This window comes from Crocosphaera sp. XPORK-15E, from assembly GCF_034931425.1.
Classification (GTDB): Bacteria; Cyanobacteriota; Cyanobacteriia; order Cyanobacteriales; family Microcystaceae; genus UHCC-0190.
In genome coordinates this window covers 43,946-57,187 of record NZ_JAYGHQ010000014.1, presented here as the reverse complement: position 1 = coordinate 57,187, position 13,242 = coordinate 43,946, and the positions used below count along the sequence as shown (strand labels likewise).

At 37.1% G+C, this 13,242-nt stretch carries 11 protein-coding genes; 4 read left to right on the top strand and 7 right to left on the bottom strand.

What is annotated here, in order from left to right; translation table 11 throughout:
* Window positions 1–4: 4 nt before the first annotated feature.
* Window positions 5–823, bottom strand: a complete 819-nt coding sequence (locus VB691_RS16260) for a lasso peptide biosynthesis B2 protein (RefSeq protein ID WP_323292565.1) — start codon at window positions 821–823, stop codon at window positions 5–7.
* A 235-nt stretch (window positions 824–1,058) separates the two neighbouring features.
* On the opposite strand from VB691_RS16260, the gene VB691_RS16255 reads away from it, so the two are divergent.
* Window positions 1,059–3,500 carry a pentapeptide repeat-containing protein gene (locus VB691_RS16255; RefSeq protein WP_323292564.1) on the top strand — a complete coding sequence of 814 codons (2,442 nt, stop codon included), beginning with the start codon at window positions 1,059–1,061 and terminating at the stop codon, window positions 3,498–3,500.
* Window positions 3,501–3,615: 115 nt separating this feature from the next.
* Here the strand turns inward: VB691_RS16255 and VB691_RS16250 are convergent, their stop codons facing one another.
* Complete coding sequence (locus VB691_RS16250) at window positions 3,616–3,780, bottom strand: hypothetical protein (RefSeq protein WP_323292563.1); 165 nt, start codon at window positions 3,778–3,780, stop codon at window positions 3,616–3,618.
* Between the two features lie 96 nt (window positions 3,781–3,876).
* Between VB691_RS16250 and VB691_RS16245 the strand changes: the two genes are divergently transcribed.
* Window positions 3,877–5,712, top strand: a complete 1,836-nt coding sequence (locus VB691_RS16245; protein ID WP_323292562.1) for an ABC transporter ATP-binding protein — start codon at window positions 3,877–3,879, stop codon at window positions 5,710–5,712.
* A 12-nt stretch (window positions 5,713–5,724) separates the two neighbouring features.
* Here VB691_RS16245 and VB691_RS16240 read toward each other — a convergent pair whose 3' ends face one another.
* Complete coding sequence (locus VB691_RS16240; RefSeq protein ID WP_323292561.1) at window positions 5,725–6,384, bottom strand: phosphoribosyltransferase; 660 nt, start codon at window positions 6,382–6,384, stop codon at window positions 5,725–5,727.
* Between the two features lie 283 nt (window positions 6,385–6,667).
* On the opposite strand from VB691_RS16240, the gene VB691_RS16235 reads away from it, so the two are divergent.
* Together VB691_RS16235 and VB691_RS16230 are read left to right on the top strand one after the other, a co-directional pair.
* Window positions 6,668–8,350: an iron ABC transporter permease gene (locus VB691_RS16235; RefSeq protein WP_323292560.1), complete on the top strand. Its 1,683-nt coding sequence runs from the start codon at window positions 6,668–6,670 to the stop codon at window positions 8,348–8,350.
* A gap of 203 nt (window positions 8,351–8,553) precedes the next feature.
* Entirely contained in the window at window positions 8,554–9,447 is an 894-nt protein-coding gene (locus VB691_RS16230) for an alpha/beta hydrolase (RefSeq protein WP_323292559.1), read from the top strand.
* A gap of 119 nt (window positions 9,448–9,566) precedes the next feature.
* On the opposite strand, the gene pstB (VB691_RS16225) is transcribed toward VB691_RS16230, so the two are convergent.
* The 4 genes from pstB (VB691_RS16225) to pstC are packed head-to-tail and all read right to left on the bottom strand — an operon-like array spanning window position 9,567 to window position 13,178.
* Window positions 9,567–10,361, bottom strand: coding sequence for a phosphate ABC transporter ATP-binding protein PstB (gene pstB / locus VB691_RS16225; protein ID WP_323292558.1), 795 nt, complete (start codon window positions 10,359–10,361; stop codon window positions 9,567–9,569).
* Window positions 10,362–10,408: 47 nt separating this feature from the next.
* Window positions 10,409–11,224: a phosphate ABC transporter ATP-binding protein PstB gene (gene pstB, locus VB691_RS16220; RefSeq protein WP_323292557.1), complete on the bottom strand. Its 816-nt coding sequence runs from the start codon at window positions 11,222–11,224 to the stop codon at window positions 10,409–10,411.
* Between the two features lie 51 nt (window positions 11,225–11,275).
* Entirely contained in the window at window positions 11,276–12,157 is an 882-nt protein-coding gene (gene pstA / locus VB691_RS16215; protein WP_323292556.1) for a phosphate ABC transporter permease PstA, read from the bottom strand.
* A gap of 58 nt (window positions 12,158–12,215) precedes the next feature.
* Window positions 12,216–13,178, bottom strand: coding sequence for a phosphate ABC transporter permease subunit PstC (gene pstC / locus VB691_RS16210; protein WP_323292555.1), 963 nt, complete (start codon window positions 13,176–13,178; stop codon window positions 12,216–12,218).
* Window positions 13,179–13,242 lie beyond the last annotated feature (64 nt).

Sequence of the window (13,242 nt, the reverse complement as noted above, 5' to 3'; positions counted from 1 at the left end):
AAATTTACTTATAATTAGTAACAGGGGTAAATTGTTGACAATGGGTGGGATCATCTGTAAGGATCATTCCTTCATATTCTACCCAAGCATGAACTTCAAAGGGATCATTATTAATGCCAATCTTTAGGGTAGCAGGTACATGATAAAAGGTGCGTAATAAATGATAACCAACTAAGGCGCGTTCTTTACACATTATTGGCAATAAGGGGTTACTAGCAGCCGCTTTTTTGATTTTCTGATCAAGTGTTTCAATTATCTGTTTATCAACAGTATGATTAATATGATGTTGATGCCATTCTTGCCATAATGTAATAGTTCTACTCCATCCTAAACAACGAAAACTCAACCAACTCAGGGTTAATAATAGATTAATTGTTAGAGAATTTGGGTCTGATTGAGGATTAATTAGGGGACGGAATAAAGCAATAATTAGTTTAAGAATATACAAGAAAAAATTATTAATAAACTGTTGTAAATATTGAGGCTTTGTGGTCAGACTATCCCTAGTAATTAACAGTTTTTTGTTAACGAGAACTTCTGATAATTCAGTTAAGTCGCTGCGAATTTCTTCTTCTGTTGTCTCATAGATTTGACTAAGATTAGTAATGGTTGCTTCTATCCCTTGATCAAGGAGTGAAGACACCATAACAGTAGCAATGCGATCGAGGGCGTAAAATTGTCCCTGATTAAAGTCTAAAAGTTGGACAATACCCTCCTGATTGTATAATAATACATCTTGGTTGAGTTGATAAGAATGATGGTTATTGTTTGGCTGAGTTTTCGGAAATTGCTTAATATTTATTTTTGTGAACAAATAAGACATTTTGTTAATTTATTGCTTGAGCTATTGAGTAAACCTACTTAATAGTTGTAGCATAAAAGTATCAAGGATAGTGGTGTGATTCAGATAAGAGAGAATCCGAAAAATAGGTTCCCTAGACCGATATTTTATTTTAGCAAAAACAGGCGAAAAGTTAACCGTTAATGTTGTGTTCGTTGACACAGTTAATTAGATTTGTGTCTGAGTGCTGGGGTTGCAAAAAAAGGAGGAAAAAGCCATGACAATTGCACCTAAGAATCCTAATCAAAAACCATCCATTGAGTTAGATAAAGTAGAACTAAAGAAGGAGCAACCTTCTCCAAATAGCGTAATTGATGGTAAAAATAACAAAAATTACCGATTAATCCGATTAAGTTGCCTCAAAAATCCGGCAATATGGGAGTGGCTCAAGTCTGGTGCTAGTGTTAGTTTAGTTGCTTTAATTGCGACAATTCTTTGGAATGTCCGAACGGCTAATGATGCAACTCAAAAATATAATGCTAACCTTGTAAAAGACTATATTGAATCAGTGAAGACTCTTATTCTTGATGACTATCATCATGGGAAAACGGCTAAATATCCCGAAATTTCAGTTGAAGAAATTGAAGCCTTTGTGCGTGCAAAAACAGGGAATACGTTAAAAGCGATCAAAGGAGATGGGAATACTGAAAAACAAAACTTAATTAACTTTTTAACCGAATCTGGTGTTGGGTTTTTCCCTCCTGATAAAGTAGAAAAGACTTATACTAATAATATCATTCAAAATGTCTGCATTGAAAAAGAGACTTTAGGTTATCAACCTAAATCTCAACCGAAAGATTATACATTTCATCACTTTTTCTGCGGAATTAATTTGCAAGGGGTTGACCTTAGCAACGTTGAGTTAAATCGAGTCATCTTGGAAAATGCTAACCTACAGGAAGCCATATTGATAAATGCAAAGTTATCGCAAGCTGATTTACAAGGACTACGAACTAACTTAAATAATGTTAACTTGAGCAATGCAAACTTAGGGAACGCAAATTTGAAAGATGTTACAATGACTGGGGCTATTTTGGATAATGCTACACTCAATCAAGCCAATCTTAGACGTGCATGGTTATGGCAAAAACCAGGATGTTTGCCAGAAAATACTGAACGTCAAGTGCCTCAAAATTCAGCACAAAAGAATCAAGCTAAATGTGAGAGAGAACAAGACATAAAAAATACTAGCCTAATAGGAGCTAAATTACTCGCAGCCAATCTCCAAGATACTGACTTAAAGGGAGTTGATTTGAGCAATGCTCAGATGAATCAATTTATCATACAAGATACAAAAACTAAGAAAATTTTGCGAACAATCCCCACAAATCTTCGAGGTGCTGATTTGAGAGGAGCTAATCTTAGAGGGGCTGATCTCAGAGGAGCTAATCTTAGAGGGGCTACCTTGAAAGCAACTAAACCTGGAGAGAAAAAATCAGATTGCAAAGAAGAAAAAGAAGCAGATTCGCAAGAAAACCTAACTCCAGTAGAAAAGACTGATGCAAAAATAGGTTTAACTTGGAGATCGAGATGGGATTACCAGAAAATAGGTTGGATTACGATTCCGATTCCGAGTTGGAGTCCAACAACTTTAGAAAATGCTCTTTACGATAAATGTACAACACTACCTTTTTCTGACGAGGAAGCAACTAACTGGAATATGATCAAGATTGAGCGAAACCTTGATCTCAGTGAAAAAGAAGATGTCGATTTATCAAATTCTGACTTACGAGGTGCTGAACTTACTAATGCTATTCTTACAGGAATCAATCTCAGTCAAGCAGATCTGAGAGGGGCAGATTTATCTCATGCAACAATAGATCAAGATAAATTATTAAACAAAGCTTTATATGATGACAAAACTCAGTTGCCATTTTCTGATGTTGAAGCCAAAAAGAGAGGAATGATAAAACTTGAAAAAGAAGCTGACTTAAGGGGAAGGGATTTAAGTTATGTGGATTTATCAGGGGTTGAGTTAAGTAATGCCAAATTGCAAGACGCTAACTTAACCAGCATTGAGTTTGATAAAGATACTAAATTTACTGATGCTGAATACGATCAGCATACTCGATTACCATTTGATCATAATATTACATTACGCTATGGTATGAGATATGTTCCTCATCGTAGTGTTTATGACTATCTAAAAACTCTTTCATCTCCTCTACAAATTTTAGCGATTAACAGTATGATTATAGATAACAAACAATTACCAGTAGATTGGAAACAATTACCAGTAAACTGGTCAGGAGAAGATCATCAACAAGCTGATCTCAGAAAAGCTATCTTGGAAAATGGACGTTTTGAAGGCACTCACTTTAAACAAGCTCAGTTTCAAAGTGCTGATCTGAGTAATGCTAATTTTGAGGGGGCTGATTTAACTGAGGCAAATTTAACTAATGCTAATCTAACTAATGCTAACTTGACTAATGCTAACTTGACTAATGCTAACTTGACTAATGCTAAGTTAACTAAGGCTGATTTCACTAATGCTAATTTAACTAATGCTAATTTAACAGGTGTAAATTTGGCAAATTTCAAAAACTTAGATAAAGCAGCAACACTATGCCGAGCAACGTTACCTCACAGCCATGAACATTTTGAGAGGACTAAAACAGATTGTCCTGAACCTAATTTGAACCTAACTCAAAATAATTAAATTAGATAAGGCTTACGCAACGCCTCTATACGTTGCGTTTTTAGTAGGGGTAATTCATGAATTACCCCTACCCTAAAGCTAAGGACTGTGCTTAATACTGCGGATTGAGTATTATTTAACCATTGTAGTAACCATTGGGTTCAGGATAAGATCCCCTAGGATAACCTTGCACTTTATCAATTGAGCCTAAGTGATAAACTTTGGGTTTACCATAAGGAAGGCGTTGATTATTTTTGGTTTGTTTGACTTCTAATTTGTTGTTTAACATAGTATCAACCATAGAACTCCTACAACTCTATTGTGACACATTTAACATCTTTTAACCGAAAAATGTAAGAATATTTATAGTAAACAGATTCGTCTATAAGGATAAGTTTTGCCAGTTTCTCAACCCAAGCCTGTCCAAGTTTTACGGCGTAGCCTAACCCTCATTATTCAAGCTGCACCCTCGGAATTACGTCTTTTAACCCTTGTCACCTTAATTAGTGGCGTTGGCCCCGTTATTGCCCTGTTTCTTAATAAAATTATTATTGATCATGCGGCTATTTTAATTCAACAAGAATCTATCAATAGTCCTCTAAAAATCTTACTCCAGGAACCCCTATTACTTGGTAGTATTTTCGGGATACTTATTATTAATTTACTGGGGGATATTACCAATAATCTCACAAATTTTACCTTTTCTGCTCTCCGCGATCGCGTTAGAGGATTTACACAAAAAAAGCTCTTAGATAAAATAGCTAATTTTCCCGATATTGCCTTATTTGAAACTCCAGAATTATTAAACTTAACCAAATTAACCGAAAAAGGAATTAATCGTTTAGAAGAATTATCTTTTATTCTCATGACCACTCTTAACGGCATTTTTATCTTTATCCCTGCCGTATTTTTATCAATTTCTATTGTTTGGTGGATTCCTATTATTTTATGTCTTACTTCTTCTCCTGCAATTTATTATGAATTATCCTATCGGGAAAAAACCTGGAGAGTAGAAGAAACTCAAGCAGATTTTTATCGAGAAATGGAACTATATAAAACAGTTTTAACTCACAAGACTTATGCAAAAGAATTACGCTTATTTCATTTACAAGATATTTTTATTGGTCGCTGGTTGATTCTTTTTAAGAAAACATTTAATGCGATGCAGAAAATTCGAGAAAAAGGCAGTTATTTAGTTATTTGTTGGTCTATTATTAGTGGCTTTGGGGTAGGAATTCCCTATTTTTATGTTATTTTAGGAACTTTAAATAAACAATATAGTTTAGGAGATTTAGCCTTATATGCTGGACTAATTTTACAAATTCGTCAAAGTCTCTTTATCCTAATTAATAATGCTTCCGATGCTTATGAAATTATATTAGGAACAACCCCTATTTTCCAAGTCTTAGATTTATCCTCAACCTTAAAAGTATCTTTACCGCCCTCTGATCTACATTCACCTGCCTCTGAAACCTTTTCAGGCATAATAATTAATAATCTTTCTTTTACTTATCCTGGCAGTGATAAACTCATTTTAAATAATCTCAACTTTAGGATAAATACTAAAGAAATTATTGCCATTGTTGGGGAAAATGGAGCAGGAAAAACTACCTTAACTAAGTTACTCTGTCGTCTCTATGATCCTGATAATGGTATAATCTCTTGGAAGGGCAAAGATTTACGTCAATGGGACTGGGAAGAATTACATAATAGTATTACAGTAGTTATGCAAGATTATAGCCAATTTCCTGCAACAATTAGAGAAAATATTGGCTTCGGTTATCTCCCTTTATTAGACGATAATGCAAGGATTGAGACAACATTAGAAAAAGTCGGCATGAATGATATAATAAAATCATTATCCTTAGGATTAGAGACACCTTTAGGCAGGGAATGGGAAGGAGGAATTGAATTATCTCAAGGACAATGGCAAAAAATAGCGATCGCTCGTGCTTTATTACGTTTACCCCAAGCAGAATTATTGATTTTTGATGAACCAACTGCGGCCCTTGATGCTAAAACTGAATACGAAATTTACCAAATTTTTCGTACATTAGCCAGTAATAAAATGGCTGTTGTAATTAGTCACCGTCTCGCTTTGTGTAAACTCGTTGATCGCATTGTAGTGTTAGAAAATGGGCAAATTATTGAGGAAGGAACCCATCAAGAACTTATGGCAAAAAGTGGACGTTATCACCTAATGTTTACCCGACAAGCAAGTAGTTATCAGTAATTTTTGTTAACCCTAATTAGCAAGAGACACCCCAGAAGCAAGAGCTAATAAGTTACAGACTTCTTGATCGCTGGTTTGAGAAAAATCGTTATACCAAAGACTGATAGAATTAAGAGATTCAGGCATTTCTAAACAAACTACTTGAGCAACTTCAAGCTCTAATTGGCGACAAACAGAGGGAGGCGCAACGGGAACCGCTACAATAATTTTTTGGGGGTTTTGTTGCTTTAAAATAGCGATCGCCGCTTTAATAGTTGAACCTGTGGCAATGCCATCATCTACCAGAATAATTGTTTGATCACAGATTTTAGGGAAAGGTTTATTTCCTCGGTAAGCGCGATCACGACGTTGTAATTCTTGTTCCTCTTGTTGGGCAACTTCTTCAATAATACTCGGTGAGAGATGTAACCAGTTCACCACATCATAATTGATGATTCTCACCCCACCAGAAGCGATCGCACCCATAGCTAATTCTCGGCGATCGGGAACTCCCAATTTTCTCACTAAACACACATCTAAGGGAAGGTTCAGTTTTTTAGCAATTTCAAACGCCACGGGAACCCCACCCCTCGGCAAAGCTAAAACTAAGACATCCTTGCGGTTTTTAAACTCCGTTAGGTGAGCAGCTAACTGTTGCCCTGCTTCTGTGCGATTATAAAACCGAATCGTCATAATGGTTGTGACCTCCAGATGGGCTTCTATGCAATCAAGTCAGAGTATGCCTTGATTAAGACTTAGGCACCAATCCCATCCATAGGGGCAATTCATAAATTACCTCTACTCATGTTATACTTTCAGACTAACATTTTTTTTGAGGATTTTATGTTAAAAAATATCAAGTTTTTGGCCGAAAACAAGTTTAAAAAGTGGACAGGCATCAGAAAACAGGAAACAGAAAACTACTCATAAATCCTTGAGAATTGCTATATTTAATTAGATAGTTAGCTGATTGTTCATGACCGAATCTAAACCCGTTTCTCTCACCCCTCAATCTTGGCTCAGCCGTCTTTCCTTGAATGGTTGGACAGCACTGGTAATCATCATTGCAGCTTTAATTGCTACACCGATTTTATTTGTAGTCAGTAGCCTTTTTACCAATGCTCAAGCTGTCTGGCAACACTTAGCCGCCACCGTCCTCGCTGATTATATTATAAACTCCCTGTGGCTAATGTTTGGCGTTGGGGCAGGGGTACTCATAATGGGAGTCTCAACCGCTTGGTTAGTCACCTTATGTCGCTTTTGGGGATGTAGTTGGTTTGAATGGCTATTATTATTACCTTTGTCCGCCCCTGCCTATTTATTAGCTTACACTTATACTAATATGCTGGACTATTATGGCCCAGTACAAATTACCCTACGTCAGTGGTTTGGATGGAGTAGTGTTAATGATTATTGGTTCCCTGATATTCGTTCTTTATGGGGAGCAATAATCATGTTAATTCTAGTGCTTTATCCCTATGTTTATTTACTAGCACGGACTGCTTTTTTAGAACAATCTATCTGCACTTTAGAGGCGAGTCGCTCTTTAGGATGTAGTCCCTGGCAAAGCTTTTTTAAAGTGGCTTTGCCCTTAGCTCGTCCTGCTATTATGGCAGGGTTAGCTTTAGCTTTGATGGAAACTCTTAATGATTTTGGAACGGTACAATATTTTGGCGTAAATACTTTTACTACTGGGATTTATAGTACCTGGTTTGGATTAGGAGAACGGCAAGCAGCCGCCCAATTAGCAGCTTTTTTGATGTTATTTATTGTAGGGTTAATTGCCATAGAATTATGGTCACGTCGTCAAGCTCGTTATTATCAAACCAGTAGTCCTCAACTTCATTTACCTCGATATCAGCTAAAGTCATGGCGGGCAATAATTGCTTGGTTAGTTTGTTTTTTCCCCTTCTTTTTGGGCTTCTTCGCTCCAGCAATTTATTTAGTTCATTTAGTTATGGCGAATGCTGCTGATGCTCTCGCTAATAATTTTTGGCAGTTGGCCAGTCATAGTTTAATTGTGGCGGTTATTAGTGCGATCGCTGCTTTACTTTTTGCCTTAATTATGGCCTATGGACAACGATTAAAAAACAATCTTTTCATGAAGATTAGTATTAGAATTGCTGCCTTGGGTTATGCTATTCCTGGCTCGGTTATTGCCGTGGGAATTTTGATTCCCGTGGGACATTTAGATAATGCGATCGCTAATTTTGTACAAGACACCTTTAATCTGAAAATAGGGTTATTAATTAGTGGTACAATTCTGGCATTAATTTATGCTTATTTAGTGCGTTTTTTACCCGTTGCATTTGGGGCAGTTGAGTCAAGTTTAGGGAAAATTAAACCAAGTTTAGATGATGCTGCCAGAAGTTTAGGCTCAACCCCTAGCAAGATTTTAGTTAAGGTACATACTCCTTTAATTACAGGGGGAATGTTAACCGCAATTATGTTAGTATTTGTGGATGTTATGAAGGAGTTACCTGCTACTTTAGTTATTCGTCCTTTTAACTTTGATACCTTAGCTATTCGAGTGTATCAATATGCGTCAGATGAACGCTTACCGGAAGCAGCAGCACCCGCTTTAGCCATTGTTTTAGTTGGTATGATTCCCGTCATTTTTCTTAGTTGGCAATTGGCTAAATCAAGACGGATGAATTAATATTTTATGATTGTACCTAACTTGCAGCAAAATCAACAACTATATACAGTCTAAAGCCTGATACGATAACAGCAAAGGCTGTCTGCACAGCCCAATGATAAGCCCGCGAAGGCGGGCTTTGTCTGTATAGTTTAACCCTTAAGGGTTTGAGTATATAATAGGTTCGGTAGACCTTGTTTTATAAAAATATTTGAGGAATAAAAATGCTTAAATATGTCTTAGAAAAAGTTTGGCAAGATGGTTATATTCAAACCAATGGTATCCAATTACATTATGTCACTAAAGGTCAAGGAAAACTGATGTTAATGTTGCATGGATTTCCTGAATTTTGGTATTCTTGGCGATATCAAATTACTGAATTTTCTCAAGATTATAAAGTGGTTGCCTTAGATTTAAGAGGGTATAATGAAAGTGATAAACCTCAAGCATTAAAAGCTTATCAAATCACCGAATTAGTTAAGGATATCGAGGGAGTAATTAGGGGATTAGGCTATGATAATTGTATCTTAGTTGCCCATGATTGGGGAGGGGCGATCGCTTGGTATTTTGCTAATACTTATCCTGAAATGATTGAGAGATTAATTATCATGAATCTTCCTCATCCTGCTAAATTTAAACAAGGATTAAAAACCCCTCAGCAATTATTAAAAAGTTGGTATATATTTGCCTTTCAACTTCCTCAATTACCAGAATGGTTATTACAAAGAAATAATTATCAATTAATTGCTTATATGTTTAAAGCAGTTGATGAAAGTGCTTTTAGTTCAGAAGATTTAGACATTTATAGAGAAGCAGCAGCTAAACCAAGGGCATTAACAGCTATGTTAAATTATTATCGGAATATTTTTCAAGGATTCTTTAAAACTTCTCAACAGGAATGGAAAAAGTTATCAATGCCTATTTTAATGATTTGGGGAGAAAATGATGTCGCATTAGGGAAAGAATTAACATACGGAACAGAAGATTATGCAGAAAATCTTACTATTAAATATATTCCTAATTGTAGCCATTGGGTACAACAAGAACAACCTCAATTTGTTAATGAATATATGAGGGATTTTCTCAACTCAGATCTTGCACCAACACTGAAAAGCTAAAAAAATCCGATTTTTGGATAAACATAAAGATTACCTCAGCCTAAAGGCTAAGGCTACATAAACAAAGCCTACCTTCGTAGGCTTTTAGAATTGATATTTGCGCTCAATTTTTAACTGATTTAACCAAATCTTCCACTAACATAATCTCTGGTAGATTCTTGGGCGGGATTTTGGAAAACGACTTCAGTATGATCATATTCCACTAAATAGCCAACTTTACCGCCTTTTGGAGTGGCTTCTGCATTATAAAAAGCCGTTAAATCAGATACCCGTGAGGCTTGCTGCATATTGTGAGTCACAATAATAATGGTGTAATCTTGCTTCAATTCATGAATTAATTCCTCAATTTTTAGGGTAGAAATGGGGTCAAGGGCCGCGCAAGGTTCGTCCATTAAAATAACATCAGGTTTCACAGCAATGGTTCGCGCAATACAAAGTCTTTGCTGTTGTCCCCCTGATAAAGCAAGGCCACTTTGGTGTAATTTGTCCTTAGTTTCATCCCAGACAACCGCTTTTTTCAGGGAGTTTTCTACTAATTCATCCATGTCACCTTTAAACCCATTTAATCGCGCACCAAAGGCAATATTTTCATAGATTGATTTGGGGAAAGGGTTGGGTTTTTGAAATACCATCCCAATACGACAACGCAAGTCTACAGGGTCAACTTTATCGGCGTAAATATCCTTACCATGATAGGTGATTGTTCCATCAACTCTGCAAATAGGAATCAAATCATTCATGCGATTAAAACACCGCAAAACGGTACTTTTTCCACATCCAGAAGGGCCAATAAAAGCCACTACTTTATTTTGGGGAATGTCTAAGGAAACATCCCGAACAGCTAAATTAGAACCATAAAAAACATTAAGATTCTGAGTCCTTAAAACGGTTTCTGTTGCAATATCAGTCATCATTTTCCTACCTTAAACCTCTAAAATTAGTAACAAAAATCTGCCCAAGTTTAACCAAAACGTCCACTGACATAATCCTTGGTATCCTGTTGACTAGGATTGCCAAAAATTACCTCAGTATTATCATATTCAACCAGAAAACCCACCTTACTACCTTTATCGGTTGCCTCAGCATTAAAGAAAGCCGTTCTATCAGCAACACGGGTGGCTTGTTGCATATTATGGGTGACAATGATGATGGTATAATTTTCCTTTAATTCGTGCATTAATTCTTCAACTTTTAAGGTAGAAATAGGATCTAATGCGGAACAAGGTTCGTCCATTAACACAACTTCTGGTTGAGCAGCAATGGTACGAGCAATACAGAGTCTTTGCTGTTGTCCTCCTGATAAAGAGAAGCCACTTTCTTTTAATTTATCTTTGACTTCATCCCATAAAGCAGCCCGTCTTAAAGATGTTTCTACCAACTCATCTAGGTTCCCTTCATATTTATTAACTCTGGCACCATAGGCAACATTATCATAAATAGTTTTAGGGAAAGGATTAGGTTTTTGGAACACAATACCGATGCGTTTTCTCACTTCAATAGGATCAATATCAGGGGCATAAAGATTTTGTCCATGATATTTAATTTGGCCATCAAGGTGAAAGATATCAATTAAATCATTGAGCCGATTTAAACACCGTAAAATGGTACTTTTTCCACAACCAGAAGGGCCAATAAAAGCTGTTACCTGATTTTTGGGAATGGTAAAAGTAACATCACGAACAGCGCGATAACTTCCATAATAAATATCCACATGGTCTAAACTAAAGACCGTTTGCTCTGTGGTAAGTTGTGAAATTTCTTGCTCTAGGTTTTCCATCTTAATTTACTCCTGAAAATGTTCAATTTCCTCCTCAATTCCGTCTCACAATTAATAAGTTTTCTGACGGGTTGCCATACGAGCAATGACACTCGTAGTTAACACTAACAACACTAAAATTAAAGAACCCGCCCAAGCCAATTCCTGTTGTGGTTTAAACGGCACAATGGCATAGTTATAAACTAACACAGATAAGGTGGCAATTGGTTCTAACAGTCCTTTCGGGGGGGGACTGGGCCAAAAGTTGGAGAAAAGGGCGGTAAAAATTAGGGGTGCAGTTTCTCCCGCAGCACGGGCAACCGCTAGGGTAACACCTGTTAAAATTGAAGGAATTGCCGCCGGAAGGACAATTTTTAAGACGGTTTGATACTTATAAGCTCCTATCCCAAAGGCGGCCCAGCGCACATCTTGGGGAACAATTTGTAGAGCTTCATCCGTCGTTCTAATAATAGTTGGTAACATCAAAACCGAGAGCGCAACACCCCCTGCAATGGCGGAAAATCCTACAATTCCTGATGCCACTAACAAACCATAAGCAAATACCCCCGCAATAATAGAAGGGACTCCACTTAACACATTGGTGGCAAAACGTACCCAATAAGCGATTTTATTTCCCTCACTAAATTCCGAGAGATAAACCGCCGCTAAAACCCCAATAGGAACTGCAATTAATGTGGCAATGCTTACAGTAATTAAAGTCCCAATAATTGCATTAGCGATGCCTCCTTCCGAGAGTCCAGGAGGGGGCGGTAACTGAGTAAATAGGTCAAAATTAATTCTTCTAAATCCCTGAAGTGTCACAAAAACTAAGACAGCAAAGAGGGGAATTAGGGTAATAATCATACAGAGAGAAGCTATCCCCGTCCAGAAGCTATTAATAAGAGAACGGGGGCTAGTGGGCTTTTTTTTCAGACTTAATCCTTGAGATTCCATGATTGAATTAGAAAGAAGCTAGGGGACAGTAAATAGGCAATGGTCAGACATTAACCTATTAATATTTTGCTTTGACTTGACTCACAATAAAATCAGCCGCAATATTAACCACAAAAGTTAATATCATTAACACTAAACCAGCATACATTAAGGCGGCTACCTGCATTCCTGATGCTTCAGCAAATTGGTTAGCAATAAGAGAAGAAATTGTATTGGCAGGTTCTAAGATAGAAATACTAATTCTATTCACATTACCAATAATCATGGTAACGGCCATGGTTTCTCCCATCGCGCGACCCAAAGCTAACATAATACCCCCAACAATACCCGAAAAAGCGGCGGGAATGAGGACACGAAAAATGGTTTCCCAACGGGTTGCACCTAACCCTAAAGAAGCTTGTCGTAAATCAGGAGGTAAACAGGCTAAAGAGTCACGAGAAATGGCAGTAATAATCGGTAAAATCATGATGGACAAGACAATACCTGCCGGAAACATTCCAGGGCCACCCGCAGGAGGGGTACTAAAAATAGGAATCCAACCTAAATAATTGTGTAACCAGACAGCAATGGGGTTAACAAGGGGAATTAAGACAAAAATACCCCAAAGTCCATAAACAACACTGGGGATAGCTGCTAATAATTCTACGAGAAAAACTAGGGGCGTTCGGAACTTTAAAGGAATGAAATTTTCACTCAAAAAAAGTGCCGTGCCAATGCCTAAAGGAATGGCAATAACTAAGGAAATTAAGGAACTAACTAAGGTTCCATAAATAACAGGTAAGGCCCCAAATTGTTCCCTTCCCTTGACAGGGTTCCAGGAACTACTAAAGAGAAAGCCTAAGCCATAGGTTTGAATCGCTGGCCAGGCTCGCCAAGTAATAACAATAGCAATGGACAGTAAAATTAGACCAATGGTAAGGGCAAAGGCTAAGGTTAACCAAACAAACCCTGTATCAAAGGTTTTTTCCGTGTGGGGACGAAAGCCCACTCCGGTTTGTCGTCTAGAAGGTGTTGCAGTCACGATAGGTTTAGCAATTTTTTGCTTAAAGAAACAACAATAATTTACAAAGAAAGGTGAGGAGAAA

What these genes read in the sequence shown, in the direction of transcription:
- VB691_RS16255 (WP_323292564.1), top strand. Translation starts at nt 1,059, where the DNA reads ATGACAATTGCACCTAAGAATCCTAATCAAAAACCATCCATTGAGTTA.
- pstB (WP_323292557.1), bottom strand. Translation starts at nt 11,224, where the DNA reads ATGGAAAACCTAGAGCAAGAAATTTCACAACTTACCACAGAGCAAACG.
- pstB (WP_323292558.1), bottom strand. Translation starts at nt 10,361, where the DNA reads ATGATGACTGATATTGCAACAGAAACCGTTTTAAGGACTCAGAATCTT.
- VB691_RS16240 (WP_323292561.1), bottom strand. Translation starts at nt 6,384, where the DNA reads ATGACGATTCGGTTTTATAATCGCACAGAAGCAGGGCAACAGTTAGCT.
- VB691_RS16260 (WP_323292565.1), bottom strand. Translation starts at nt 823, where the DNA reads ATGTCTTATTTGTTCACAAAAATAAATATTAAGCAATTTCCGAAAACT.
- VB691_RS16250 (WP_323292563.1), bottom strand. Translation starts at nt 3,780, where the DNA reads ATGGTTGATACTATGTTAAACAACAAATTAGAAGTCAAACAAACCAAA.
- pstA (WP_323292556.1), bottom strand. Translation starts at nt 12,157, where the DNA reads ATGGAATCTCAAGGATTAAGTCTGAAAAAAAAGCCCACTAGCCCCCGT.
- VB691_RS16235 (WP_323292560.1), top strand. Translation starts at nt 6,668, where the DNA reads ATGACCGAATCTAAACCCGTTTCTCTCACCCCTCAATCTTGGCTCAGC.
- VB691_RS16230 (WP_323292559.1), top strand. Translation starts at nt 8,554, where the DNA reads ATGCTTAAATATGTCTTAGAAAAAGTTTGGCAAGATGGTTATATTCAA.